A 23747-nucleotide genomic window follows, 5' to 3' on the forward strand; every position below is an offset into this window, starting at 1 on the left:
TCGCATCTATTCGGGCAAATCATCCGGCAAGACAAGGAGACTGGCGATGACGCGCAAGGACGACGGCACCAAGGCTTGCCACGTCGACGTGCTGATCGACGAGCGCGAAGACCGCACCCGGGCGAAGGCGCGGCTGTCCTGGGCGGGCAAGAGGCTAGTCGGCGTCGGTTTGGCGCGGCTCGATCCGGCCGACGAGCCGGTGGCCCAGATCGGCGACGAACTGGCGATCGCCCGGGCGCTGTCCGACTTGGCGAATCAGCTGCTCGCCTTGACCTCAACCGACATCCAGGCCAGCACCCACGAGCCGGTCACCGGTCTGCACCACTGAACGTGCGGCCGGGTACCGCGTTCGCGGTGACCTTCGGCCCTACAGCGGCGATTTGCGAAGGCGTAGCAACGAATCATGCGACAGCGACCCGATTTACCAGCCGTTCTCGACGTCGAGGTGACGACGCCTGGCCAGCTCTCCGATGCCGGGGACTACGCACGGGCAAAGATCGGTGAACTCGGTCGCCTCACCCACGAACCGGTGTTGCACGCTCGCGTCAGGTTGAGCGAGCACGGCGACCCGGCGGTGGCGCGCCGGGTGATCGCGCAGGGGAACCTCGACGTCAACGGCCGGCCGGTCCGCGCGCAGGTCGAAGGCGTCACCGCGCGGGAAGCGATCGATCGGCTCGAGGCGCGGCTGCGTCATCGACTCGAGCGCAGCGCCGAACACTGGGAAGCCAAGCGAGGCGGCATGCCACGGCTCGGTCCGCACGAGTGGCGGCACCAGTCCGAGCCCACCCACCGGCCGAAGTACTTCCCCCGGCCCGAAAGCGAACGCCGGATCATGCGGCACAAGTCCTACAGCCTGCCGACCTGCACCGTCGAAGAGGCCGCGTGGGAGATGGAGCTGCTCGACTACGATTTCCACCTGTTCACGGAGAAGGGCACCCAGCAGGACAGCGTGCTGTATCGCGAAGGGCCCACCGAATACCGCCTCGCACAGGTCAATCCGGAAGGCGCGGACAAGCTGGCGCCGTTCGAGATGCCCCTGACCGTCAGTCCGCGGCCGGCTCCGCGGCTCACCGTGAATCAGGCCATCGAGCGGATCGGGTTGCTTGGCCTGCCGTTCCTGTTCTTCGTCGACACCGCCCGCGACCGGGGGAGCGTCCTATATCACCGCTACGACGGGCATTACGGGCTCATCACACCGGCCGTTTGACTAGCGGCCCGGCGCACCCAGGTGGTCGACGAACCAGTCTCGGGCCAGCGCGGCCGCCCGTTCGAGCGTGCCCGGCTCCTGGAACAGGTGGGTGGCGCCGGGCACCACCGCGACCTCGCATTCGGCCGGGATCTCCGCCTGTGCCTGCCGGTTGAGCCGCAGGACCATCTCGTCGCGCCCGCCCACGATCAACAGCGTCGGCGAGTGCACGTCACGCAGTGACTTGCCGGCAAGGTCGGGCCGCCCGCCCCGGGACACCACCGCCGCGACCTTGACGCCGGGATGCGCGGCCGCGGCCAACGCCGCGCCCGCACCCGTGCTGGCACCGAAGTAACCGATCGGCAATGACGCGGTGTCGGGTTGGCCCGCCAGCCAGCCCGTGACGTCGACCAATCGGCTTGCGAGCAAGGAGATGTCGAAGACGTTGGCGCGGTTGCGTTCTTCGTCGGGCGTCAGCAGGTCGAAGAGCACCGTGGCGAACCCGGCCTTGTTGAGGACCTCCGCGACGTAGCGATTGCGCGGGCTGTGCCTGCTGCTTCCGCTGCCGTGCGCGAACACGACGACGCCCTTCGGGCGCTCCGGGATGGTCAGATGCCCAGCCACCGAAACCGGCCCGGTCGCCACCCGGATTTCCTCGTCGCGCAGCGGCGGATCGTCGGCGCCGCCGCCCGCCGCGTGAAATCCGCTGCGGGCACGGGCGAGTAGGGCGACCACCTCGTCGTCCGAGGTCTGCGCGAAGTTGCGGTACCCCTGGCCAACGGCGAAGTACGGCACCGGCGTTTCCAGGCACACCACCTCGTCGGCGTACCCCGCGAACTGTTCGGCGGTGTCGGTGGCCGCGATGGGAATCGCCAGCACCACCCTGCTCGCCCCCTGCGCGCGGGCGACCTGGCAGGCGGCCTGCGCGGTGGCCCCCGTCGCGATGCCGTCGTCGACGATCACGGCGACATTGTCCCGCAACGAAATTCGGGGATGATCACCGCGGAACCGGTCGGATCGGCGGTGCAGCTCGGCCCACTGCTCGGCTTCGACCGCGGCCATCTCCCGGTCGCTGAGCCGGGTCTCGCGGACCACGGCGTCGCTGATTACCCGCACGCCGCCCTCGCCGATGGCGCCGAAGGCAAGCTCGGGGTGGAAGGGCACGCCGAGCTTGCGGACCACCAGCACGTCGAGGGGAGCCCCCAGCTCCTTGGCGACCTCGAAGGCCACCGGGACTCCGCCTCGCGGCAGGCCGAGCACCACCACGTCTTTGCCCTTGCCGCGCAAAAAGCCCATGCGCGACGCCAATCGTCTTCCGGCATCGGCGCGGTCGTTGAACTGCTTCATGATTCGAGTCTCGATTCGGATTGTTGGCCGGCAAGCCGGTCGGTCGCGACGTATCGCAGCAGGGCGCCGATTCCGTCCTCGGGTGCGATTCGGTTGCCGGCGGGGACCAAGGAGGCGCCGGTCGCGATCGCGGTGAACGGCAACGCCTCGTCGGCCCGTGCGACGCGTTCCACCGGTTCGCCGAACTCCGACAGCACGTCGGCGTCGGGCGCCACGGTGGTAAGGGCCTTGCCGGTGACCACGGTGGCGTCGCCCAGCTCGCCGACGATCAGCGTGTCGACGTCGCCGTCACGCAGCGCCACGCAGACGGCGGCGAGCCCCTGGGCCGCCAACCCCGAGCCACGCCCGATCTCGGCTTCGAACCGGTCGGCGACGTCGGCGATCTCGATGCCGCGCCGGTGAGCCAGCTCCGCGGCCGTCAGCCGGCGGATCTCGTCGGCATCGACGCTCTGGCGCGAACCGGCGTGTAACTGCGACACCCGGTCCGCTACCCGCTCCGGCAATTCGGAAACCAGGTCCGTGCGCGAACGAACTTCGCCGCACAGGAAAACCACCGCGGGATCCGCCTCGTCCACCAGCCGCGCGAGTTCGTCGGCGACCGCGCGGCAGTTCATGCGGATAGCTTCCTCGGTGGTGTGCTGGAGGTCGCCGTAGCCGTTCCAGCCGGCGGTGGCGGGCTTGTGCACCGGATAGCCGCCGCCGTCGACGCTTATGGAGCGCACGGCGCCGCCCTGATGCAGGGTTATGTCCGCGCCGGCGTGGTCGACCGCGGCAAACACGTAGGTCGGTCGCCGCGTCTCGAGCTCGATCAGCGGCATGACGTAGGGGTAGTCCGAGAGGCGAACCACCGTCGACGTCGGCGGCCCGGCCAGGTGCTCGTTGACCAGCACCTGATCGCCGGTCGCGATCACCGCGCGGCCGCGCCGGCCGACGGCCGGCCGATGGCGCAGCACGGCTTCCTCCAGCGTGCCGAGGATTTCCGCGCCCGCCCCCAAATCCTCGAGACGCCTGCGGATGTCGTGCCATTCCGTTTCCAGCCGCTCGGCGGCATCCGCGGTGTCGTGTGAGTCGTCGAAATAGACCGAGGCGAACGGGCCTTCGGCTTTCACCAGCCACCTGAGGCGCTCCGATTGCATGCCATCCCTCTCCGCTGTTGCGCCTTATGTATGTCGGCCAACCGTACGAAGGACGATCGCGGATGCGCGAGGGCCGTTAGCCCCCAGATACGGGCCTTTGGTCCCGGGCGGCCGCGTCCCGCTCGTGGCGTTCGAGTTCGCGAATCCGCTGCTGGGTGGTGGAGTACTGCAGGGCGACCGCGGCGTGGTCGGCGTAACCGGCGACCAGCTCGCGTTCATCCTCGGTGAACACGGCCCGGTGGTTCGCGCGGCCGACGATCAGCGCCCCGGCGATCACGTTCGCGTCACGCAGCGGCGCCACGATCGCCGGACCGAGGCCGGCGGTGTCGGCGGTGAGCGTCAGTTCCCGGACGGCGAGCGTGGCGCGGTCGTGAAACGCGGCCCAGACCGGTGAACGGTCGGCCCGGATGGCCAGCCCGACCTCGATCGGCGCGGGGGGTGACCCGTCGATCGCGCCCACCACCAGTCGGTCGACTTCTTCGGCGGCGGCGGGTTGGGGCGGCACGGCCAGCAACGACCACTCCGCCCCGACGAGCCCGCGCACGCGCTCGACGATCAGCTGCCGCACCGGGCCCAATTCGGTGCCGGCCAGCAACGCCATCGACACCGCGCGGGTAGCCTCCAGCCAGGCCTGCCGCGCACGTGTCTGCTCGAACAGCCGCGCGTTTTCGATCGCGATGGCCGCCGCCGCCGCCAGCGCCTGCATCATCACCTCGTCGTCCTCGGTGAAGGTCGCATTGTCGGCTTTCTCGGCCATGTAGATGATCCCGAACACCTCGCCGTCCCTGAGCACGATCGGGACACCCAGAAACGTCCGCATCGGCGGATGGTGTGGCGGGAACCCCGCCGACGCCGGGTGGGCGGAGATGTCCTCCAGCCGCAGGGGACGCGGATCGTTGAAGAACAACCCGAGCACGCCGGCACCGTGCGGGAAGTCGCCGATCTCGGCCCGGGTGGCCTCGTCGATCCCCTCAAAGACGAGATCGGACAGCTCGTTTCCCACCCCGCGCACGCCCAGCGCACCGTATCGGGCGCCGGTGAGCTCGACGGAGGCGTGCACGATCCGGCGAAAGGTCTCGTTGAGCTCCAGACCCGAGGCCACCATCAGCATCGCCTCGATCAGCCGGTCCAGGCGGTCGCGGATCTGGACGATTTCGGCAACCCGGTCGCGGACCTCGGCGAGCAACTCGTCCAGGTGAAGGCGATTGAGCATCCCGTCCAGCCCCGGGTTGTCTGCGTGCCCCTCCTCGCTCACAGTCCGACATCCTCCCACGCGTGGACGCGACTCATGACGAGGGATGATAGTGCGTCGCGCCGATGGCGCCCGCCGGTCAACTCGTCGATTGCCGGGCGCGGCGCAGGCTTTCGAGTTCGCCCGCGATCCCCGGGCTGACGTCCACGGGGTAGGACCAGCCGGTGGCTTCCAGCGAACGAAGCTGCGGCGGAAGCCGATCGACCTGCTGGCGCGCCCAATTCCGCGACTCCTGAAGATTGCGTTGCGGAAGGCGCCGGCCGTTTTTCATGACGGGCACCAACAGCGGCTCGCCGTCGAGGTGTTCGCCGGGCATGCCGATCGTGTCGCCGGCGAAGAGCCCGTCGGCAAGCCGGCGCACCACCTGCTTGCGGCCGGGATAGATCACCTTGCCACTGGAGAACTTCGTCCGCCCGGTGCCCTCGTACTCCACCAGCTTGTACGCCATGTCGAGCGCCGGCGCATCTTGGGCCACGACGAGTTTGGTGCCCACGGCGAAGGTGTCGATGGGGCAGTCGTCGTCCATCAGCGCCGCGATGCGGTACTCGTCGAGACCGGACGACGCCACGATTTCAACCCGGCCCAACCCCGCCGCGTCCAGCTTGGCGCGCGCCGCCTTCGACAGCGCACCCAGATCGCCGGAATCGAGCCGGATCGCCGCCACGTCGAGGCCTTCCCGGCGTTTGGCGAGTTCGATGACGTGGTCGACGCCGCGCAGCGTGTCGTAGGTGTCGACGAGCAACGTGGTGCCGGGGTAGAGCCGGGCGAACGCGTCGAAGGCGTCGAGCTCGTCGTCGAAGGCCTGGATGAAGCTGTGGGCCATCGTGCCGAACGCGGGGATTCCGTATTGCCGGGCCGCGAGCAGGTTCGAGGTGCCCGCTAGGCCGGCGAGGTAGCCGGCCCGCGCGACCTTGAGCGCCGCGTCGGTGCCGTGCGCGCGCCGCGCCCCGAAGTCCACCACCATCCGTCCGCGGGCCGCGTCGACCACCCGGGCGGCCTTGCTCGCGAGCACGCTCTGCAGGTGAATCTGGTTCACGACGAAGGTCTCGGCGAGTTGGGCTTCCAGGATCGGCGCGATCACCTGGACGATCGGCTCGTGGGGAAAGACCACGGTGCCTTCCGGAACCGCCCACACGTCTCCGGTGAACCGAACCGCGGACAGCGATTGCAGGAATTCCTCGGTGAACAGCCGCAATCCCCGCAGGTAGTCGATGTCCTCCGGCTGGAATTGAAACGCCTCGAGAAAGTCGAGCACGTCCGACAGGCCGGCGGCCATCACATAGGACCGGCCATGGGGGAGCTTGCGATACATGGTCTCGAACACGGCCGTTCCCGACACGTGTTCGGCCAGATAGGCCTGCGCCATCGTGACCTCGTAGAGATCGGTGAACAGCACCGAAAAGTGCTGGGGCGCAGTATCTTTCGTCATGTGGATGATCGTTCGTAAAGGCCCGAAAGGCGGTCGGCGAACTTTTCGATGACGACCTTGCGGCGAAGTTTCATGCTCGGCGTCAGGTCACCGGCGTCGACGGAGAGTTCGCGGTCGAGGATCGCGAATCTTTTGATCTGTTCCCAGCGGTTCAGTTCCACGTTCAGCGCGTCGACGTATCCGGCGATCAGTTGCCGCGTCCTCTCGTCGCGCGCTATCTCGGCGAACGACATGCCCGCCAGCCCATGCTTGGCGGCCCAATCTGTGATCGCCTCGCCGTCGAGGCTGACCAGCGCCACGCAGTACGGCTTGGCCTCGCCGTAGACCAAGAGCTCGCTCACGTACGGGCACAGGCCCTTGAATTTCGCGTCGATCGCCGACGGCGCAACGTATTTGCCCTGCGAGGTCTTGAACATGTCCTTCTTGCGGTCGGTGATCCGCAGAAAGCCCTCGGCGTCGATCTCCCCGATGTCGCCGGTGTGGAGCCAACCGTCGTCGTCGAGCGCCTCGGCGGTGGCGTCCGGGAGATCGTGGTAGGAGGTCATCAAACCCGGTCCCCTGAGCAGGATTTCGCCGTCGTCGGCGATCTTGGCTTCGGTGGCCGGGAACGGCCAGCCGACCGTGCCGAACCGGTAAGCCTTGGGGCGGTTGATAAACGACGCGGCGGCGGTCTCGGTGAGCCCGTAGCCCTCGAGGACGATGATGCCGACGGCGTCGAACCACTGCGCGACGTCACGGTCCAGGGCGGCGGCCGCGGAGACGAAGAACCGCAAGCGGCCGCCGAAGCGTTCGCGGATGGTGGAGAACACCAACCGATCGGCCACCTTGTAGGCCAGCGACGACGCCAGCGACGGCTTCTTTCCGGCTTGCCGGGCTTCCGACACCGTCATGCCGACCCCGATCGCCCAGTCGAACATCTTCTTGGTGAGCCTGCCCCGCTCGGCAACCATCCCCTCGATATGGGCATGCGCTTTCTCGAAAATGCGTGGTGCGGCGCCCATGATGGTGGGACGTAGGGTCGCCAGGTTGTCGACGATCCTCTCGACGCGGCCGTCGATCGCGGTAGGGAAGCCGATCTGCAGCGGCAGCGCCAGCATCACCTTGCCGAACGCATGGGCCAGGGGCAGCCACAGGAAGTTCAGGTCGTCGGGGCCGAGGATGCCCAGCGCGTCGATGGCCGCCGCGGTGTACGTCCACGCCCCATGGGTCAGCCGCACCCCCTTCGGACGGCCGGTGGTGCCGGAAGTGTAGATGAGGCTGGCGAGTTGGCCGGGGCCGACGGCCGCGACGCGCTCCGTGATGGCGTCCGGCGAGTTGGCGAGCAGTTGCTTGCCCAACTGCTCGCACTCGGCGAGCGTGATCACCCAGTCGCCGTCACCGTCGCCGTCGATGATCACGACCCTGCTCACGTCGGGCAGTTCGGCGCGGTGCTCGAGCAGCTTATCGAGCTGGGCCTGATTCTCGGCGACCACCACCCGGCTTCCCGAATTGGCAACGATGTAGGCGACATCGGCGGCGTTCGTCGTCGGATAGACGGTGGTGGTCGCCGCGGCCGCGCACATCACGGCGAAATCGACGAGCACCCACTCGTAGCGGGTCGACGAGGCGAGCGCGACCCGGTCCTCCGGGGCGATTCCGAGCGCGATCAGCCCGCCGGCGATGTTGTGGACGCGTTCGCCGACCTGCCGCCAGGTCACGCTCTCCCAGCTGTGGTCCAGTGGGTATCGAAAAGCCTCCGCGTCCGGGGTGGCGGCGACGCGGCGGAGGAACAGGTGTGCCACCGACGGCGCCCGACCCTCGATCTTGGCGAAGTCGGGCCGCTCCACCGCGGCGAGCGGTGCTATCTTCATGTTGCTAATCCGTTGGTGCCGAACCGAATACCGTCGGCGTGGCCAAGCCGATACACCCCTCGATCGTGGCGCGCCCTGCCAGTGGCGGATAGAGGCAAAGGTCACGCGGAGTCCCGGCCCGACAGGGTCCTTTGTCACCGCGCTTGCCTACCTACTTCCCGGGCGGTGGCCGCGCCGGTCGCGTACCGTACATCGAGTGATGGCACGCAATTGCCGAGATGCCCGGTGTGCCAATCGATCACCATCGGAGCTGGCGGCGCTGGACGTGTTCGCCGACGTTCCCGCGCGCGACCTCGCGGAACTGGCCGCCGGCCTGCGGCCCCTGCATGCGGCCGCCGGCGAGGTCCTGATGCGCCAGGGTGAACAAGCGGTGTCGTTCGCGATCATCGTCTCGGGCCGGGTCGAGGTCAGCCACCTCGGCCCCGACGGGCAGGTCGCGGTGACCGAGCTGCCGGCGGGGACGATCGTCGGCGAAATCGCCTTGCTGCGAAGCGCGCCCAGGACGGCGACGGTGATCGCGAAGGATGAGGTGCGCGGCTACCTCGGGTACGACGGCGCTTTCGAGCGCATGCTGGCCATGCCGGCCGTCGCCGACCGGATGGTCCGCACCGCGCGGCAGCGGTTGGCCGCATACGTCGCCCCGATCCCGGTATCGGCCGGCGACCGCGCCGGGCTGTTGCTGCGCCCCGTCCTGCCCGGGGACGCCGAGCGGTTCAAGGGCAATGGCTCGTTCTCGCGGGAGACGCTGTACCGGCGGTATCAGGGCGGTGCCCCGACCGACGCCCGGCTGGCCTACCTGTTCGAGGTCGATTACGTCGACCACTTCGTCTGGGTCGTCGCCGACGGCCCGCACGGGCCGGTCGTCGGCGATGCCCGCTTCATCCGGGACAAAGACGACCCGGCTTCGGCAGAGGTGGCCCTCACCGTGGCGGACGCCTATCAGGGCCACGGGCTCGGGACGCTGCTGCTCGGTGCGCTGGCGGTGGCGGCGCGCGTCGACGGCGTCAAGCGGTTTCACGCCCGCGTGCTTTCCGACAATCCGCCCGCGCGGGCGTTGGGCGACAGGGTGAACGCCCGTTGGGAGTGCGCCGAGCCCGGGGTGGTGACGACGACGGGCGAGATCCCGGAATTCGTTGACCTGTCCCTGGATCCCGGCACGCGTCTGCGAATCCAACGGGTGGCCCACCAGGTCATCCACGCGTTCGGCTGACACGAGCGCAAGTGACCAATGCCCCGGGCATTCGTGCCTTTGCGCCCTTCCCGGACGGCGAGACATGCGCGCAGCATGGATCCGTCCGGGCAAAGTCCTCCAGGAGGAGTTGGCAATGAAGTCGCTCATCGTCTGTGTTTCGAAATCGCACGGCAATACCCGCCGCGTGGCCGACCGGATGGCCGAGGTGCTCGGCGCCGAGGTCGTCGAACCCGAATCGGTCGACCCGGAGAAGCTTTGCGAATACGACCTCGTCGGATTCGGCTCCGGCATCTATTACATGACGGTGGACACGAGGCTGCGGGACTTGATCCGCCGCCTACCGCGCGTCAGCGGCGTTCGCGCGTTCACGTTCTTCACCAGCGGCGCCCGGGAAATCCCGCTGTTGGACTACAACAAACCGGTTCAAAAGCACCTCGAATCGAAGGGCTTTGAGGTAATCGGTTCGTTCTCCTGCCGCGGGTTCGACACGGTCGGGCCGTTCGGGTTCATCGGCGGGATAAACCGGGGACGCCCGAACGACCACGACCTCGACCGGGCCGCGAAATTCGCGGCACGCCTTCGCGACCGGGCCGCGGGCTCCCACGCAGCTTCCTGACCGGGCCATGAACCCGCCGAACCCGCTCGACCCGCTCGACGTGGCGATGATGACGGCGGAGTTGGTGGGCAGCCCGATGCACGTCGGCGCCGTGCTGATCCTGTCGCCGCCGGCAGGCGCCGGCCCGAACTACGTCGACGAACTGTATCGTGGGGCGCTCGCCGGCGACGACCCGATCGACCCCAGGCTTCGCAGGCATCCGCATCGCGGGGTGGACACCGGTGGCGTGTGGGTCTGGCGTGCCGCCAACGACGTTGACATAAGCCAACATTGCCAGCGCCGGACCGTGTCCGCGGACCCCGACGAGTTCTGGCGGCTGATCGGCGAGCTGGATGCTGAGCGCCTCGAGCGGTCCCGCCCCATGTGGATGTCGTATCTGATCGACGGCCTCGACCGCGGCCGGTTCGCGTTCTATATCAAGGTCCATCACACCGTCATCGACGGTGTGGCCGGCTTCCGGATGATCGCCGACGCCCTGAGCACCGATCCGCGACGCCGATCGATGCCACCCTTCTTCGCCGACCGCCGTCGCGAATCGACGCCGCAGCCGGCGCGCGGGCCGCTGCCTCGACTGGTGGCGCCGCTGCGGTCGCTGGTCGGCACGGCGGCGTCGGGCGTCGGGCTGATCGGGCGGGTCGTCACGGGCGAGTTGTCGACCGTGGTCGACAGCCTGGTCGGTCACACGACCGTGCTGCCCTTCGGGGCGCCCCACACGCGGTTCAACGGTCGCCTCGGGCCCGGGCGTGCCATCGCGGCCGGCAGCTGGCCGAAAGACCGCATCGATGCGGTGCAACGGGCGGCAGGCGTTACCGGCAACGACGTGGCGACCGCCATGGTGGCCGGCGCGGTGCGCCGCTGGCTGCTGGAGCGTGGGGAACTGCCCGGGCAGTCAATGGTAGCCATCTGCCCGATCACGGTGCGCAAGCGTAATGCGCCAAATAGTCAGCACGGCAACATGTTCGGCCTCTGGCTGTGCCCGTTGGGCACCGACATGGACGATCCGGCCGCGCGGCTGGGCCTGATCCACCGGTCGATGTCGGAGGGGAAACGCTGGGTGGCCAAGCGCGGATCCGCGGCGTCGCTGCTGACGACCGCGGGAAGCATCGCCGCGACGGTGGTTGTTCCGCTGCTGCCGTTCACGCCGAAGATCCGCACCGGATGCAACCTTCCGATCTCGCACGTCCCCGGTCCCCGGGTCGAAATGTATTGGAACGGCGCGCCGGTCGAGGAGATATATCCGGTTTCGACGGTCTATGACGGCATGGCGCTCAACGTCACGACGTGCTCGTACGCCGACCGGGTTGGATTCGGCTACGTTGCGGGCGCCGACGTGGTGCCCGACGTCGACACGCTGATACCGCTGACCGAGCAGTGTCTGACCGAACTCGAATCGGCTGTGGGCGTGCGCATCAACCGCGGTCGCCGCCGGCACTGATCTCGCATACACGCGGGACGTCGGGTTACCGGTCTGTGCCGGCCGAAACACGTTCTGCCGCTTGCCCGGTGGCGGGTGCCGCGCGGACCTCGATGCGGTGGACGCCCGTGCGGTCGTAGAACCAGGCGACCACGGCACCGAACACCAGGCCGATGCCAAGCCCGATCACGCCCACCACCAGCGCACGCGACAGCCCGGCGTCGGCGCGACCGTCGAAGTACAGCAGCGCCCTCGACCCCAGGAAAGCCTGCCGCATCGGTTCGAATCCGGCGAGCCAGCCGAAGAACCGCGGCGTGGCCTCCAGCGGGATGGTGGCGCCCGTCGACGGCAGGCCGAAGAAGAGGAAGACGAACAGGCTGATCAGCGTGCCCAGGGAGCCGAGGGCCGCGATCAGCGACGCCGACGTGACACCCACCGCGGTGATGACGAACGCACCGAACAGCCACACCGACAACGGATGCGGCACCGGCATGCCCAGCGCGGATGCTATCCACAGGTAGACCGCCGACGTCGACAGCCCGAGCAGCACCACCAACGCCCACTCGACCAGCAGCGTCTGCAGCCGAGAAACCTTGACCTTGCTGGCAAGGCGATACCACGGCCCGAATTCCGCTGGGACGTAACCCAATAACGCGTCGGTGGTCATGCTCACCACGATCGCGGCGGTGACACCGCCGATCAGCAGCATCAACGAGAAATAGAAGGCCGAAAGTCCGGCTCCGGTGCCGGCGGGCAGCGGGTTGTCGGCAATGGTCTGGATGTCGATCGGGCTGGCCAGCACCAGGGAGGCGCCTCCCGGCGGCGGCGCTCCACCGTTGAGCTGTTGCAGCAGCGGGGTGAGCTTCGCGCCGGTCGTGGCGTTGACGGCCGCCATCGCCTTGGTGATGGCTTTCGCGGCGATGGCGGCGCCCATGGCGCTGGCGCGCGGGTTGGTCGAGATCGTGATGACCGGCCTGGCCGGCTGTCCCGGCTGCAGCGCGGCCTGCGGCAACGCGAGCAGTCGCGGCGTCAGGTCGGGTGGCAGCAGGACTTCGGCATAGACCTTCGCGGTGTCGAGTTGGTGACGTGCCTCGTCGGCCGGCAGCATCCGGAGGTCGAACTGATCCTTGTCCACGTTGGTCAGCAGGCCGTCGGCGATCGTTTTGCCCGTCGGCCCCGCGTCCTGGTCGACGACCGCGATCGGGAAGTGCCGCAGGTTCGCCGAGGGATTGAGGATGCCGCCGAAGTACAGCATGGCGAACCCGGACAGCAAGGCCAGGCAGATGACGATCGGCGCCAACCAGAATCGCAGCTTCAGCAGGGTGTTGCCGCTCGCGGGACTGGGCGCCTCGTGTTGGGGATGATGGTCGGACGACTGATGGTCAGTCATTGGGGAACTCCTTGCGCCGCAACCATTGCCGGTCATCTCCGATCCACGCCGATGGGCACCACTATCCGGCGCGCGGCGCGACGGCCGATAGTGCCGTTGGTCCCAAACGGCGGTGCCGGTGTTCCCTGGGCCGGTTAGCCGCGAGGCGCGACGCGCACGTGGGCCATGATGCGATCCAGCACGATGTTGGACAGATCGCCGTCGTCGGCGACGCGGGACAGGCCGCGCCGCCGCAGGAAGGTGTCGATGCGTCGATCGGGCGACCAGCCGGCGTACGTGGGCCCAAGGTAGCGTGAGCGCAGGAATTCCCGCGCGAGGCCATCTACGTCAGAATCGGTCAACAGCAACGGTGGGTTGGCACCCATAACCGTCATACTCCTTTGTTCAGCCGCAACCGCCGCAGCCAAGTTACGTCAGACGAGATCATTATTCGGTCACGCACGGATTGCCGATAGGGTCCAAAGTCACCGCGGCCGCGGCGAAGCGAGCCGGCGCGCGCCGCCAGGCACAGCGGCGTGGCCGCGAGGACCATTGACCCTGGCGGGCCGGGCACCGCCCACCCAGACTGGCGGCATGGCCAAGGCGACAAGACGGATCACCAAGGCGGCGGCGCTGCTCGCGATGCTCTACGGGGCGCGGCGGTATTACCGCAATTGGGGTGCCACCAAGGCGGAGTGTCGGATGCCGCTGCCCGGTGACACGCTGGTCGGCGATCCGGCCATCCAGACGACCGAGGCGGTGTACATCGACGCGCCGGTATCCGCGGTCTGGCCGTGGCTGTTGCGGATGGGTCAGGACCGCGGTGGTCTGCGCCACCGGGACGCCGATCGAGTGCACCCGGGATGGCAACGGCTCGCGGTCGGGGATGTCGTGCGCCTGGCCCCCGAAGGCTGGCTGGGGCTGTCGGACGGGGTGACGTTGAGCGTCGCCGAGATCGTTCCCGAAAAGTACCTCGTGCTCAATGCGACGCGAGCGGACCTGCGCTGGAATGCGGTGTGGTCGTTCCATGTCCAGCCGCACTGGGAGGACCGCGTCCGGCTGCTGACCCGCACCAGAATCTCCCTGCGCCACCCGGGTGAAGTGTTTGCCATGGAACTGGTCCGGCCGCTGATCGCGTTGGGCACGCGGGGATTGCTGCTGGGAATCAAGCACCGGGTCGAGCGGCAGGCCCCGGCGAACCCGCGGCCGGCCGTCGAGATCAGTTGACGGTCACCGTCTTTGGGCGCCGGTCGCTCTCGTTGTTCGGCCGTGCAGGCCCATTGGCCGCCGGCGGAAGGTCCAACGGCCCTAGCGGCGGGGTGCGGCGTCGCCTTACGTTCGTCAACAGGCGGCACCGAAAAGGATTCTCAAATGACCACCGCGCGCGACATCGTGAATGCCACCCGTGTTGGCGAGCGCGTCGCCACCTGCCCTGTTCACCAGCACTTTTGGAGGTTCTGAGGTGCGCGACACAATCCCACTGGGGCGGGTCGCCGGGTTTCCGGTGAATGTGCACTGGAGCGTGCTGGTCATCCTCTGGTTGTTCACGTGGAGCCTGGCCAGCACGCTGCCCGGCGCCGTCAAGGGGTATTCAACCCTGGTCTACTGGCTCGCTGGAGGGTGCGGCGCCCTGGTGCTGCTGGCGTCGCTGCTGGCCCACGAGCTCGCGCACGCCGTCGTCGCCCGCCGCGCGGGGGTAGCCGTGGGGAGCGTGACGCTGTGGCTGTTCGGCGGCGTGACAAGGCTCGGCGGCGAGGCGAAGACGCCCAAAGCCGCCTTCCGGATCGCGATCGCGGGCCCGGCCACCAGCCTCGCGCTGGCGGCCATCTTCGGCGGGCTGGTCGCGGCGTTGGACACCGTGCGTGCCGCCCCGATCGTCGTCGGCGTCTTTTCGTGGTTGGCCGTCATCAACCTGCTGCTGGGGCTGTTCAACCTGTTGCCGGGCGCCCCGTTGGACGGTGGCCGGGTGCTGCGGGCCTATTTGTGGCGCCGCCACGGCGACATCGTGCGCGCCGGCATCGGCGCGGCCCACGCGGGACGGGTGGTCGCGTTCATTTTGATCGCGCTGGGGTTGGCCGAATTTATGGCGGGCGGCCTCGTCGGCGGCGTCTGGCTGGCATTCATCGGCTGGTTCATCTTCGCCGCCAGCCGTGAGGAGGAAACCCGGATATCGACCCAACAGGTCTTTGCCGGGGTCCGCGTGGCCGACGCGATGACCGCCCGGCCGCACACCGCTCCCGGATGGATCAGCGTCGAGGATTTCATCCAGCGTTACGTGCTGGGTGACCGTCACTCGGCGTACCCGGTCACCGACCGGGGTGGAACGATCGTGGGACTGGTCACGCTGACGCAGTTGCGCGACGTTGCGCCCGGCCGGCGGACCGCGACCAGCGTCGGTGAGATCGCCCTGCCGCTGCACGACGTGCCGACCGCGGCACCGCAGGAGCCGCTGACCGCGCTGCTCGAGCGGATGGCGCCGGCCGGTCCCCGCAGCCGTGCCCTGGTCGTCGATGACGGCGGGGTGGTCGGCATCGTCACGCCGAGCGATCTCACCCGGCTGATGGATGTCTACCGGCTCGCCCAGCCGGGACCAGCCATGACGGCACGGCGTTGACGGCCGAGAAGTATTGCGGAGCGCGGACGATGAAACCGATCATCGTGGGTATCGACGGTTCGCAAGCGGCGATCGCGGCGGCCCTGTGGGGTGTCGACGAGGCCGCCAGCCGCGGCGTGCCGCTGCGGCTCGTGTCGGTCATGAAGCTGACGCATCCGTCCCCGGACGACTACGCCCGCGACCTCGAGCACGCCGAGAAAGCGCTTCGCGAAGCGCAATTCGCCGTTGAGGCCAGCCGCAAGCCGGTCAGCGTCAAAACCGACATCCCGCGTGGCCCGGCCGGGCCGGTGCTCGTGGAGGCGTCGCGCGATGCCGAGATGGTCTGCGTCGGCTCCGTCGGGATCGGGCGCTACGCGCGCTCGATCCTGGGTTCGGCGGCGACCGAGCTCGCCGGGACGGCGCACTGCCCGGTGGCGGTCATCCGCACGGAGCTCGACCAGCCGCCCGACATCAACTGGATCGTGGTCCGGATGACCGGCGCGCCCGACAACGACATCGTTGTCAAATACGCTGTGGGGGAAGCGAAGTTGCGCAGGGCGCCCATGCTGGTCCTCGGCAGCCGGCCGGAGGACCTCACCGAGCGCGCGGACGGGGAGTTCGAGCGTCGGGTGCAGCGATGGCGGCGGCTTCATCCCGAGGTGCGTGTCTACCCGATCACCACCAAGGACGCGGTCGCCGACTTCCTGCGCGTCAACGACGAGCGGGTTCAGCTCGCGGTGATCGGCGCCGCCGAGGCGGGTCAGCTGGCGCGGCTCGTCGGTCCTTACGGGCATCCGCTCTTCCGCCACCCCGAGTGCTCGGTGCTCGTCGTCCGCCGATAAGCGCTCAGCGGAGCCGGTATTCGGCGCCGTCGTTGCCCCACGACCCGAATGGTGGACGCTCGCCGCGATCGATCGCCCGGATGCTCGGCCGGCCGATGTGGGCGAAGACCAGCCGCCGCACGCCGGCGCCGCGCGCCGCGGCGGCGATGTCGCGGGCACACGCGTGTCCGCCGACGCCACCGGCGAAGCGGATCGGCGTGTTCCACCCGGCCGCGTCGGCGAACATCACATCCACGCCGGCCGCCCACGCGGGAAACGCCCAGAACTCCGGCGCCCAGGCCGCACGCTGCCGTGCGGTTTCGATGAGATAGCCGTAGGTCGGATGCGACGTGTGCCGCACCGGCAGCGGTCGCACCGATACACCCCCGGCTTCGAAAGGCCCAACCGCGGCGCGCACGCCGAGATCACGGGCCCGACGGCGGATTTGGGCCATCAGCTCGGCCCGCTCGTCGCTGACCAACCAGGCGTCCAATGGCGGCGCGGGATCCGCGCCATCGCCGCCGTCGAGCATCACCCGATGACCGGCCCAGCTCACCAGCAACCCGGCCGGACGGTAGCGGGGCGAGTTCATCGCTCCAACGCCGAGCAGTACCAGCCGCGGCATGCGCTCGCCGGAGCTAGGCCGACGACTCCCGCGCCACGATCACCGGCACCCGCGCCATTTGGGCAACGGCCTCGCCGACCGAGCCCACCAGCATCCCGGCGTAGCCGCCGCGGCCCCGGCTGCCGACGACCACCAGCTGGGCCTGTTCGGACTGCTGGACGAGCTGGCGCGCCGGCTGGGCCTGCACGACGGTGCGTGTCACCCGGACGTCGGGATATTGTTCCTGCCAACCCGCCAAACGCTCGGCCAGCACCTCTTCAGCCATGGATTGCGTTGCGGGCCAATCGATTCCGGGCCACTCGGAGACGTCCAGATCACTCCACGCGTGCAGGGCGACCAATCCCACCTGCCGGCGCGAGGCTTCATCGAAGGCGATCGCGGTCGCCGACTCGGATGCCGGCGAGCCGTCGATGCCGACCAAGACCGGCCCCGGCACCGCGGGCGGCGGGGCCGATGGGTCCTCCTCGTGGACGATCGCGACGGGGCAATGCGCGTGACGGAGCAGCGCCGAACTGACCGAACCCAGAAGCCGGCCGGGCCACCGCCCGCTGCCGAGCGACCCCGCGACCACCATCTCCGCGTCTTTGGACAGGTTGATCAACGTGGGGACGGCTCCCGACGCCAGGATTTCGGTGTGCACGCCGGCGGGACCGCCGCGCTGGGAAACCTCTTCGACGAGCTTGAGCCCCTCGTCGATCAGCCGGCGGCCGTGATCTTGCTGCCAGCGCATGACGCCGGCGGGCGGCGGCGTCTTCAGCCACGTCGACACCTCCGGCGAGATCGCGTGCACGAGCGTCAGCGGGACGTTTCGCAGCTCGGCGTCGTGTGTCGCCCACTGCACCGCCACCCTGGCGGCCGGCGAGTCGTCGATGCCGACGACGATGCCCAAAGGTGCGTTGCGCGATGACATGGTTAGTCCTCGATTCGTTGGCGTCCTTGGCTTCATCGGCTCGGCCGAAATTGGCTTGGCCGCTTCGGCACAACCGTATCGAGGCTGGGGTGTTCGGGTCAGGGGCGTTTGTCACTGGATCTGCGCCGCGGCCTTGTGGGCGACGATGGCGACGGCGGCCAATCGCTCGCGATGCTTGCGGAACGTGCGGCGCATGGTGAGCACGCGCTTGCGGGCGTCGCGATGGACGAGCACGTTCTTGGCGAACCGCAGCGCCCCGAGCAGCCCTTCGTCGGCGATCACCCGCCGCGGTTGCAGCAGCGCCATCGGCGCGGTCGCGATGTGATCCACCACCAGCCCGTGCTCGGCCAGCAGTCGCGACCATTCCGCGACCGTCAACGGACGCGCGTTCACCTTGATGGCGCGGGCGAGCGACTGCCGGATGTCGGCGCTGACTTCCGGCGCGACCGTGTCGGGTGTCAGCGCCAGTTCGTGAATCGCGTAGCGACCGTTCGGCCTCAGCACCCGCGCCGCCTCGGCGACGATGGCGTGCTTGGCCGCATCGCCCTGCATGGTCAGCATCGCTTCCCCGATGACGACGTCGCTGCTGGCATCCGGTAACCCGGTGTCGGCCGCGTCGGCCACCACGACGGACCCGCGCTCGGCTCCGAGTTCGGCGAGCACGCCGCGCACGATCTTGGCCGCGTCGGGGTCGGCCTCGGCGCCGACGTAGGACCGCGGACCCCGGGTCAGGATCTCGATGGCGGTGCGGCCGAGGCCCGGCGCCAACTCGAGCACGTCGGCCCCGGCCACCCCGGCGCGGGCGAGCAGGGTGCGGGTGAGCTCGATACCGCCCGGGCGCAGCACGCGCTTGCCGAGCCGCGCCAGCAGCCAGTGCCCGGGCACGGCGTCGTCGGCGCGATTCGACATGGGGGTCGACGACGGTAGAGGTCGCCGCGGCTGGCGCGCGTCAAGTTCGTTGTCGGTCACTGGTTCTCCCGCGATTCATTGGTTTTCACAACATGTATTGTGTAAACTCTAGCGGATGACGTACGTGATCGGAAAGCCATGCATCGACGTGATGGACCGGGCTTGCGTCGAGGAGTGTCCGGTGGACTGCATCTACGAGGGCGGCAGGTCGCTCTACATCCACCCCGACGAATGCGTGGACTGCGGCGCGTGCGAGCCCGTGTGCCCGGTGGAGGCGATCTACTACGAAGACGACCTGCCCGAGGAGCTGACGCCCTACCTGGCCGATAATGAGGCGTTCTTCACCCAGGTCCTGCCGGGTCGGGACGAGCCACTAGGGTCGCCGGGCGGGGCGGCCAAGATCGGTCCGCTCGGTGTCGACGCACCTCTGGTGGCCGCCCAGCCCAGGGCCGAGGACGCTGAAGGAGCGTGAGCGACATTAGGGCAGTCGGAGAACCCACCGGACGCCGCCGCGAGGTGCTGCGGTTATTGCGGTCGTCGCCCGTTCCGATGAGCATCGTCGCGATCGCCGACGAGCTCGGCGTGCATCCCAACACCGTGCGCTTTCACCTCGACAGCCTGGTCGGCGACGGCCAGGTGGAGCAGGTCGAGGCCGGCCGCAAGGGGCCCGGCCGCCCGGCGCTGATGTTCCAGGCGATCCGGCAGATGGACCGCAGCGGAACGCGACACTACCGGGTGCTCGCCGAGATCCTGACCCTGGCGTTGGCCGCCGAACGAAACCCGCGCGCCAAGGCGATGGCCGCGGGCCGGGAGTGGGGGCGAAAGCTGGATGCGAGCCTCGAATCGCCGCCGGGAGGCGCCACGAGCGCCGACGACGCCATCGACCACCTGGTCGGGATGCTCGACGAGCTTGGGTTCGCCCCCGAACGCCGGACCTCCGACGGGGAGCAACAAGTCGGCCTGCGGCACTGCCCCTTCCTGGAGCTCGCCGAAACCCGTGGTTCCGTCGTCTGCCCGATCCACCTCGGGCTGATGCAAGGGGCCCTGGAGACGTGGGCGGCGCCGGTTTCCGTCGATCGGCTCGACGCGTTCGTCGAGCCCGATTTGTGCCTGGCCCACATCGCGCCGGTGGGGGCGGCCGGATGAGCACCGGAACGGCGATCGCCATCGCGGTCACGTTCGTCTGGCTCGGCATGGTGCTGGCCATCTCGTTCCTGGAAGCCCCGCTGAAGTTTCGCGCACCCAACGTGACGCTGCAGATCGGTCTCGGCATCGGACGGTTGGTCTTTCGCGCGCTGAACACCGTGGAGGTCGGCTTCGCCCTCGTCATCCTGGCTATCGTGGCGGCCAACCCGACACCGTCGCGGATCACCGTCGCGTTTTCCGTCGCCATTGCCGCCCTGGCCGTTCAGTTGATCGCGGTGCGCCCCCGGCTGACCCGCCGATCCGACCAGGTGCTCGCCGGATTGGAGGCGCCCCGCTCCCGGGCTCACTACGCCTATGTCGGCTTGGAGGCGGTCAAGGCGGTGGCATTGATCGTGGCGGGGATACTGCTATTGACCGCCTGAGTGCGGGCTTTCACGACCGAAGGGGCCGATTATGGAATCCATCTCGTTGACCAGCCTCGCCTCCGAAAAGCTGGCCGAGGCGGGGCGGTCGCACAGCGGACGCGCCGCGCACACCATCCACGGCGGTCACACCCACGAATTGCGGCAGACCGTGCTGGCCTTGCTCGCCGGCCACGACCTCTCCGAACACGACAGCCCCGGCGAGGCGACGCTGCAGGTGCTGCAGGGCCACGTGCGCCTGACCGTCGGCGGCGACGCCTGGGACGGCAAGGCCGGCGACTACGTCGCGATTCCGGCCGAACGGCACGCCCTGCACGCGGTCGAGGACTCGGTGATCATCCTGACCGTGCTGAAGAGCATCCCCGGCGCACCGCCCTCATAGGCGGGCCGGATGCTGTCCACGCCCTGGTCCCGCAGTTTCGGGCTGCGGGTACCGATCCTCAACGCCCCGATGGGCGGGGTCGCCGGCGGCCGGCTGGCCGCCGCGGTCACCGCCGCCGGCGGACTGGGCATGGTCGGCATGGGCAGCGACGGGAGCAGGGAGTTGCTGCGAACCGAATTGCGGCATGCGCGGGGACGGTTCGGCATCGGCCTGGTGGACTGGGTGATGCGCGGCGAGGCGGGTCTGCTGGAGGATGCGCTGGCCGCGCGGCCCGCCCTGTTGTCGGTCAGCTTCGGCACCGACTGGTCGTGGATCGGCAAGGCACACGACGCCGGAATCGCCACCGTCACACAGGTTTACGACGGTCTGGGGGCCCGCCGGGCGGCCGACGCCGGCATCGACATTCTGGTCGCGCGCGGGTCCGAGGGCGGCGGGCATGGGGAGGCGAGGCTTGGGACGCTGCCGTTGCTCGACGACGTGCTGGCCGCCGTGGACGACGCCGCCGTGCCGGTGCTCGCCGGCGGCGGCATCGCCTCGCCGCGAAGCCTGGCCGCCGTGCTGGCCGCCGGCGCGAGCGGGGCGTGGGTGGGCACCCGGCTGGCGGCGTGTCCAGAGGCGCTGACCGGCGACGGCGGCCGCCGCGCCCTGGTCGCGGCCCGGGCCACCGACACCGCCGTCACCCGGGTCTTCGACGTCGCCAAGGGCCTGGCCGGCGCGGTTCCCGTCGCGCGTGTTGGCCAACGACTTCGTCGCGCGCTGGGCGGGCAACGAGGACGCACTCGATCCCTCGGCCCGCGACGAACTGGCGACGGCGACCGCCGCCGACGACCGCCGGATCGCGCCCGTGGACGCCGGCCAGGGCGTCGGGATGATCGGCGACGACGCGCCGGTGGGCGAGGTCATCGAGCGGATGTGTGCGGGCGCCGAGCGGTTGCTGGCCGGCTGGGCGTTCTGAGGGCCTTGAGCCGCGGCGTCACACCGCGCGCAGGTAGCGCCTGGCGATGACGCGCTGGCCCAGCGGCACCAGCGGCCCACCGGCCCTGCTCCACCAGGTCGCGGGCCGGGAGAACGCCGACACCTCCGCAAAGACCGCCGAGGTGGTCGGGTCGTGGCGTACGACGAAGCGTTCCTCGCCGGACTCCGGATGACCCGGCAGGGTGCCGTAGGCGAACCCGCGGATATCCGGTTCGTCGATGACGTACACCACGCGGCACGGCGCGGGCAGGAAGCCCATTTTCACCAGCACGACGGTGGCGACTTCCGCGACCTCCGAGCTGGCCCACACCCGCAGGCCGGCGCCGCGCTGCATGCCCCAGCGCATGACGGCGTCGGCGGCTTGCTCGAAACGCTGTCGGCCCGTGCCGATCTGGGTCTCCAGCTGAAGGTGGCCATATCCCGCGGGCAGCTGACCGGCCGCCGTCGCACCCACCTCCGGGTAGGTCAGCGGAAGTTCCTCGAGCGCTGCTAGGTCCACCCGCCCCAGCTTGCCACGCCGAGATGCGCGGCCGCGTTTCCGGCGTACGGTCTACAGATGTGGCCAAAGCGATAGCCCAAGCATCCGGAACGTTCACCCTCGGCGGCGACCTGACCGTCAACCGACTCGGTTTCGGCGCCATGCGCATAACCGGCAAGGGCGTGTGGGGCCCGCCCGCCGACCGCGACGAATGCGTCCGGGTCCTGCGGCGCGCCGTCGAACTCGGCGTGAACTTCATCGACACCGCGGACTCCTACGGCCCCTACGTGTCCGAGGAGATCATCCACGAGGCGCTGCACCCCTATGACGGCGTGGTGATCGCGACCAAGGCGGGGCTGCTGCGCACCGGCCCGGACGTCTGGATCCCGCTGGGCAACCCCAGCTACCTGCGCCAGGAGTGCGAGATGAGCCTGCGCCGCCTCGGCGTCGACACGATCGACCTCTTCCAGCTGCACCGCATCGACCGCAACTTCCCGCTGGCCGACCAGGTCGGCGAGCTGCTCGCCCTGAAGAACGAGGGCAAGATCCGCCACATCGGCCTGTCCGAGATCGACGTCGACCAGCTCGACGCGGCCCAGCGGATCACCGAGATCGTGTCGGTGCAGAACATGTACAACCTGTCGTCGCGGGCGGCCGAACCGCTGCTGGACGCCGCGACCAGCCGGGGCATCGGCTTCATTCCGTGGTTCCCGCTGGCCGCCGGGCCGCTGGCCGCCCCGGACGGCCCGCTGCAGCGCATCGCCGCCGAACACGACGCGACGCCGTCGCAACTGGCGCTGGCCTGGCTGCTGAAGCGTTCGCCGGTGATGCTGCCGATCCCGGGCACCTCCAGCGTCGCGCATTTGGAGGAGAACGTCGCGGCCGCCGAGATCACCCTGACCGACGAGGAGTTCGAGACTTTGGCGGCCGCCGGAGCGCAGACGACCGTGTAGTCGCTGGAGCGCCGCGAAACTGTATTCCACGACGCGTTTCGCGAGTGAACCCGTCGGTAGTTGCAGTCTCGCGGGCTGGATGCGGGCTGGATACGGTGTCCTGGTGGCGGACAATCAGCGACACCCCGGCGGCGGATTCAACCCGCCCGAGCCGACGACCAAGGGCGGGCCCGACTACGGGCGCTTCGTCGACGCCGTGCGCAAGCTGCAAGATCACGCTCGCGCCGTCGACGCGCCCGACGAGGTGATCACCGAGGCCGCCGACCTGCTGGAGAAGGTGTCGCTGCTACTGAGCCCGTTCGACGCCGACGAGTGGGAGTCGCCGTCCGGGCGGCGGATGGACCTGCCCATGCGCGGCAACATCCTGACGGTGCCGATGTCGGCGAGCAAGGGCGACGACGGCCGGATCCACGGCACGGCGCGCTTCGCCCGGTTTCACTTGGGCCGCAACGGCGCCGTGCACGGCGGGGCGCTGGGGATGCTGTTCGACACCGTGCTCGGGTTGACGTCCGCGGTCCTCACCGGCGGCCCCTACCAGCGCACCGCCTACCTGAAGATCGACTACCGCAACATCGTGCCGGTCGAAAAGGAATTGCGGTTCGACGCGGGAGTCGACAAGGTGGACGGGCGCAAGATCTTCGTGTCCGGGCGGCTCAGCGACGGCGACACCCTGCTGACCGAAGCCGACGCCCTGTTCGTGCGGCTCAAGCCTGGCCAGCCCTGAGGCCGGTCGGCCCCGATA

At 69.3% G+C, this 23747-nt stretch carries 25 protein-coding genes and 1 pseudogene; 15 read left to right on the forward strand and 11 right to left on the reverse strand.

What is annotated here, in order from left to right; translation table 11 throughout:
• Positions 1-46: 46 nt before the first annotated feature.
• Together K3U93_RS09355 and K3U93_RS09360 are read left to right on the forward strand one after the other, a co-directional pair.
• A complete protein-coding gene (locus K3U93_RS09355; RefSeq protein WP_083011355.1) occupies positions 47-328 on the forward strand; it encodes a DUF1876 domain-containing protein in 282 nt (93 codons plus the stop codon).
• A gap of 75 nt (positions 329-403) precedes the next feature.
• Positions 404-1207, forward strand: a complete 804-nt coding sequence (locus K3U93_RS09360; RefSeq protein WP_071509307.1) for a ribosome hibernation promotion factor — start codon at positions 404-406, stop codon at positions 1205-1207.
• On the opposite strand, the gene K3U93_RS09365 is transcribed toward K3U93_RS09360, so the two are convergent.
• The 5 genes from K3U93_RS09365 to K3U93_RS09385 all read right to left on the reverse strand — a co-directional run bounded on the left by K3U93_RS09365 (position 1208) and on the right by K3U93_RS09385 (position 8200).
• Positions 1208-2533, reverse strand: coding sequence for a phosphoribosyltransferase (locus K3U93_RS09365; protein ID WP_083011356.1), 1326 nt, complete (start codon positions 2531-2533; stop codon positions 1208-1210).
• Complete coding sequence (locus K3U93_RS09370; RefSeq protein WP_083011357.1) at positions 2530-3669, reverse strand: Rv2629 family ribosome hibernation factor; 1140 nt, start codon at positions 3667-3669, stop codon at positions 2530-2532. The genes K3U93_RS09365 and K3U93_RS09370 overlap by 4 nt, the downstream gene beginning before the upstream one ends.
• Positions 3670-3745: 76 nt before the next feature.
• Complete coding sequence (locus tag K3U93_RS09375) at positions 3746-4924, reverse strand: GAF domain-containing protein (RefSeq protein WP_071509304.1); 1179 nt, start codon at positions 4922-4924, stop codon at positions 3746-3748.
• A 76-nt stretch (positions 4925-5000) separates the two neighbouring features.
• Positions 5001-6350 carry a nicotinate phosphoribosyltransferase gene (locus tag K3U93_RS09380; RefSeq protein WP_083011358.1) on the reverse strand — a complete coding sequence of 450 codons (1350 nt, stop codon included), beginning with the start codon at positions 6348-6350 and terminating at the stop codon, positions 5001-5003.
• Positions 6347-8200, reverse strand: coding sequence for an AMP-dependent synthetase/ligase (locus tag K3U93_RS09385; protein ID WP_230981621.1), 1854 nt, complete (start codon positions 8198-8200; stop codon positions 6347-6349). Before K3U93_RS09385 ends, K3U93_RS09380 begins: the two co-directional genes overlap by 4 nt.
• A gap of 199 nt (positions 8201-8399) precedes the next feature.
• On the opposite strand from K3U93_RS09385, the gene pat reads away from it, so the two are divergent.
• The 3 genes from pat to K3U93_RS09400 all read left to right on the forward strand — a co-directional run bounded on the left by pat (position 8400) and on the right by K3U93_RS09400 (position 11443).
• Positions 8400-9410 carry an acetyltransferase Pat gene (gene pat / locus K3U93_RS09390; RefSeq protein ID WP_083011359.1) on the forward strand — a complete coding sequence of 337 codons (1011 nt, stop codon included), beginning with the start codon at positions 8400-8402 and terminating at the stop codon, positions 9408-9410.
• A 115-nt stretch (positions 9411-9525) separates the two neighbouring features.
• Positions 9526-10008, forward strand: a complete 483-nt coding sequence (locus tag K3U93_RS09395; RefSeq protein WP_071509300.1) for a flavodoxin family protein — start codon at positions 9526-9528, stop codon at positions 10006-10008.
• 7 nt (positions 10009-10015) lie between these two features.
• Positions 10016-11443: a wax ester/triacylglycerol synthase family O-acyltransferase gene (locus K3U93_RS09400; protein ID WP_083011360.1), complete on the forward strand. Its 1428-nt coding sequence runs from the start codon at positions 10016-10018 to the stop codon at positions 11441-11443.
• A 25-nt stretch (positions 11444-11468) separates the two neighbouring features.
• On the opposite strand, the gene K3U93_RS09405 is transcribed toward K3U93_RS09400, so the two are convergent.
• Positions 11469-12812, reverse strand: coding sequence for a YhgE/Pip domain-containing protein (locus K3U93_RS09405; protein ID WP_083011361.1), 1344 nt, complete (start codon positions 12810-12812; stop codon positions 11469-11471).
• A 134-nt stretch (positions 12813-12946) separates the two neighbouring features.
• A complete protein-coding gene (locus tag K3U93_RS09410) occupies positions 12947-13153 on the reverse strand; it encodes a hypothetical protein (RefSeq protein WP_176220023.1) in 207 nt (68 codons plus the stop codon).
• A 232-nt stretch (positions 13154-13385) separates the two neighbouring features.
• On the opposite strand from K3U93_RS09410, the gene K3U93_RS09415 reads away from it, so the two are divergent.
• The 3 genes from K3U93_RS09415 (at position 13386) to K3U93_RS09425 (ending at position 16226) form a co-directional block, all read left to right on the forward strand.
• A complete protein-coding gene (locus K3U93_RS09415; RefSeq protein WP_083011363.1) occupies positions 13386-14018 on the forward strand; it encodes a hypothetical protein in 633 nt (210 codons plus the stop codon).
• A gap of 235 nt (positions 14019-14253) precedes the next feature.
• Positions 14254-15405, forward strand: coding sequence for a site-2 protease family protein (locus tag K3U93_RS09420; RefSeq protein WP_071509314.1), 1152 nt, complete (start codon positions 14254-14256; stop codon positions 15403-15405).
• A 29-nt stretch (positions 15406-15434) separates the two neighbouring features.
• The gene (locus tag K3U93_RS09425; protein ID WP_083011364.1) at positions 15435-16226 is read left to right on the forward strand and encodes a universal stress protein; all 792 of its coding nucleotides are present in this window, start codon (positions 15435-15437) and stop codon (positions 16224-16226) included.
• Between the two features lie 4 nt (positions 16227-16230).
• On the opposite strand, the gene K3U93_RS09430 is transcribed toward K3U93_RS09425, so the two are convergent.
• The 3 genes from K3U93_RS09430 to K3U93_RS09440 form a co-directional block, all read right to left on the reverse strand.
• Complete coding sequence (locus K3U93_RS09430) at positions 16231-16830, reverse strand: MBL fold metallo-hydrolase (protein WP_230981622.1); 600 nt, start codon at positions 16828-16830, stop codon at positions 16231-16233.
• A 13-nt stretch (positions 16831-16843) separates the two neighbouring features.
• Complete coding sequence (locus tag K3U93_RS09435; protein WP_071509294.1) at positions 16844-17740, reverse strand: universal stress protein; 897 nt, start codon at positions 17738-17740, stop codon at positions 16844-16846.
• A 111-nt stretch (positions 17741-17851) separates the two neighbouring features.
• Entirely contained in the window at positions 17852-18649 is a 798-nt protein-coding gene (locus K3U93_RS09440; RefSeq protein WP_071509293.1) for a class I SAM-dependent methyltransferase, read from the reverse strand.
• A 115-nt stretch (positions 18650-18764) separates the two neighbouring features.
• Between K3U93_RS09440 and fdxA the strand changes: the two genes are divergently transcribed.
• The 5 genes and pseudogenes from fdxA to K3U93_RS09465 all read left to right on the forward strand — a co-directional run bounded on the left by fdxA (position 18765) and on the right by K3U93_RS09465 (position 21554).
• Positions 18765-19121: a ferredoxin gene (fdxA, locus tag K3U93_RS09445; RefSeq protein WP_071509292.1), complete on the forward strand. Its 357-nt coding sequence runs from the start codon at positions 18765-18767 to the stop codon at positions 19119-19121.
• A complete protein-coding gene (locus tag K3U93_RS09450; RefSeq protein ID WP_071509291.1) occupies positions 19118-19795 on the forward strand; it encodes a helix-turn-helix transcriptional regulator in 678 nt (225 codons plus the stop codon). Before fdxA ends, K3U93_RS09450 begins: the two co-directional genes overlap by 4 nt.
• Entirely contained in the window at positions 19792-20217 is a 426-nt protein-coding gene (locus tag K3U93_RS09455) for a hypothetical protein (protein WP_083011365.1), read from the forward strand. The genes K3U93_RS09450 and K3U93_RS09455 overlap by 4 nt, the downstream gene beginning before the upstream one ends.
• Positions 20218-20248: 31 nt before the next feature.
• A complete protein-coding gene (locus tag K3U93_RS09460) occupies positions 20249-20599 on the forward strand; it encodes a cupin domain-containing protein (protein WP_071509289.1) in 351 nt (116 codons plus the stop codon).
• A 9-nt stretch (positions 20600-20608) separates the two neighbouring features.
• Positions 20609-21554: pseudogene (locus K3U93_RS09465) on the forward strand (NAD(P)H-dependent flavin oxidoreductase).
• Positions 21555-21572: 18 nt separating this feature from the next.
• Here K3U93_RS09465 and K3U93_RS09470 read toward each other — a convergent pair.
• A complete protein-coding gene (locus tag K3U93_RS09470; RefSeq protein ID WP_083011366.1) occupies positions 21573-22073 on the reverse strand; it encodes a DUF1990 domain-containing protein in 501 nt (166 codons plus the stop codon).
• 71 nt (positions 22074-22144) lie between these two features.
• Between K3U93_RS09470 and K3U93_RS09475 the strand changes: the two genes are divergently transcribed.
• Together K3U93_RS09475 and K3U93_RS09480 are read left to right on the forward strand one after the other, a co-directional pair.
• The gene (locus tag K3U93_RS09475) at positions 22145-23005 is read left to right on the forward strand and encodes an aldo/keto reductase (RefSeq protein WP_420915410.1); all 861 of its coding nucleotides are present in this window, start codon (positions 22145-22147) and stop codon (positions 23003-23005) included.
• Positions 23006-23084: 79 nt separating this feature from the next.
• A complete protein-coding gene (locus K3U93_RS09480) occupies positions 23085-23729 on the forward strand; it encodes a PaaI family thioesterase (protein WP_083011368.1) in 645 nt (214 codons plus the stop codon).
• Positions 23730-23747 lie beyond the last annotated feature (18 nt).

Source organism: Mycobacterium malmoense (genome assembly GCF_019645855.1).
Taxonomy (GTDB): domain Bacteria; phylum Actinomycetota; class Actinomycetes; order Mycobacteriales; family Mycobacteriaceae; genus Mycobacterium; species Mycobacterium malmoense.

What these genes read in the sequence shown, in the direction of transcription:
- K3U93_RS09385 (WP_230981621.1), bottom strand. Translation starts at nt 8,200, where the DNA reads ATGAAGATAGCACCGCTCGCCGCGGTGGAGCGGCCCGACTTCGCCAAG.
- K3U93_RS09370 (WP_083011357.1), bottom strand. Translation starts at nt 3,669, where the DNA reads ATGCAATCGGAGCGCCTCAGGTGGCTGGTGAAAGCCGAAGGCCCGTTC.
- K3U93_RS09405 (WP_083011361.1), bottom strand. Translation starts at nt 12,812, where the DNA reads ATGACTGACCATCAGTCGTCCGACCATCATCCCCAACACGAGGCGCCC.
- K3U93_RS09415 (WP_083011363.1), top strand. Translation starts at nt 13,386, where the DNA reads ATGGCCAAGGCGACAAGACGGATCACCAAGGCGGCGGCGCTGCTCGCG.
- K3U93_RS09355 (WP_083011355.1), top strand. Translation starts at nt 47, where the DNA reads ATGACGCGCAAGGACGACGGCACCAAGGCTTGCCACGTCGACGTGCTG.
- K3U93_RS09430 (WP_230981622.1), bottom strand. Translation starts at nt 16,830, where the DNA reads ATGCCGCGGCTGGTACTGCTCGGCGTTGGAGCGATGAACTCGCCCCGC.
- K3U93_RS09425 (WP_083011364.1), top strand. Translation starts at nt 15,435, where the DNA reads ATGAAACCGATCATCGTGGGTATCGACGGTTCGCAAGCGGCGATCGCG.
- K3U93_RS09440 (WP_071509293.1), bottom strand. Translation starts at nt 18,649, where the DNA reads ATGTCGAATCGCGCCGACGACGCCGTGCCCGGGCACTGGCTGCTGGCG.
- K3U93_RS09480 (WP_083011368.1), top strand. Translation starts at nt 23,085, where the DNA reads ATGCGGGCTGGATACGGTGTCCTGGTGGCGGACAATCAGCGACACCCC.
- K3U93_RS09395 (WP_071509300.1), top strand. Translation starts at nt 9,526, where the DNA reads ATGAAGTCGCTCATCGTCTGTGTTTCGAAATCGCACGGCAATACCCGC.
- pat (WP_083011359.1), top strand. Translation starts at nt 8,400, where the DNA reads ATGGCACGCAATTGCCGAGATGCCCGGTGTGCCAATCGATCACCATCG.
- K3U93_RS09380 (WP_083011358.1), bottom strand. Translation starts at nt 6,350, where the DNA reads ATGACGAAAGATACTGCGCCCCAGCACTTTTCGGTGCTGTTCACCGAT.
- fdxA (WP_071509292.1), top strand. Translation starts at nt 18,765, where the DNA reads ATGACGTACGTGATCGGAAAGCCATGCATCGACGTGATGGACCGGGCT.
- K3U93_RS09460 (WP_071509289.1), top strand. Translation starts at nt 20,249, where the DNA reads ATGGAATCCATCTCGTTGACCAGCCTCGCCTCCGAAAAGCTGGCCGAG.
- K3U93_RS09400 (WP_083011360.1), top strand. Translation starts at nt 10,016, where the DNA reads ATGAACCCGCCGAACCCGCTCGACCCGCTCGACGTGGCGATGATGACG.
- K3U93_RS09455 (WP_083011365.1), top strand. Translation starts at nt 19,792, where the DNA reads ATGAGCACCGGAACGGCGATCGCCATCGCGGTCACGTTCGTCTGGCTC.
- K3U93_RS09365 (WP_083011356.1), bottom strand. Translation starts at nt 2,533, where the DNA reads ATGAAGCAGTTCAACGACCGCGCCGATGCCGGAAGACGATTGGCGTCG.
- K3U93_RS09435 (WP_071509294.1), bottom strand. Translation starts at nt 17,740, where the DNA reads ATGTCATCGCGCAACGCACCTTTGGGCATCGTCGTCGGCATCGACGAC.
- K3U93_RS09360 (WP_071509307.1), top strand. Translation starts at nt 404, where the DNA reads ATGCGACAGCGACCCGATTTACCAGCCGTTCTCGACGTCGAGGTGACG.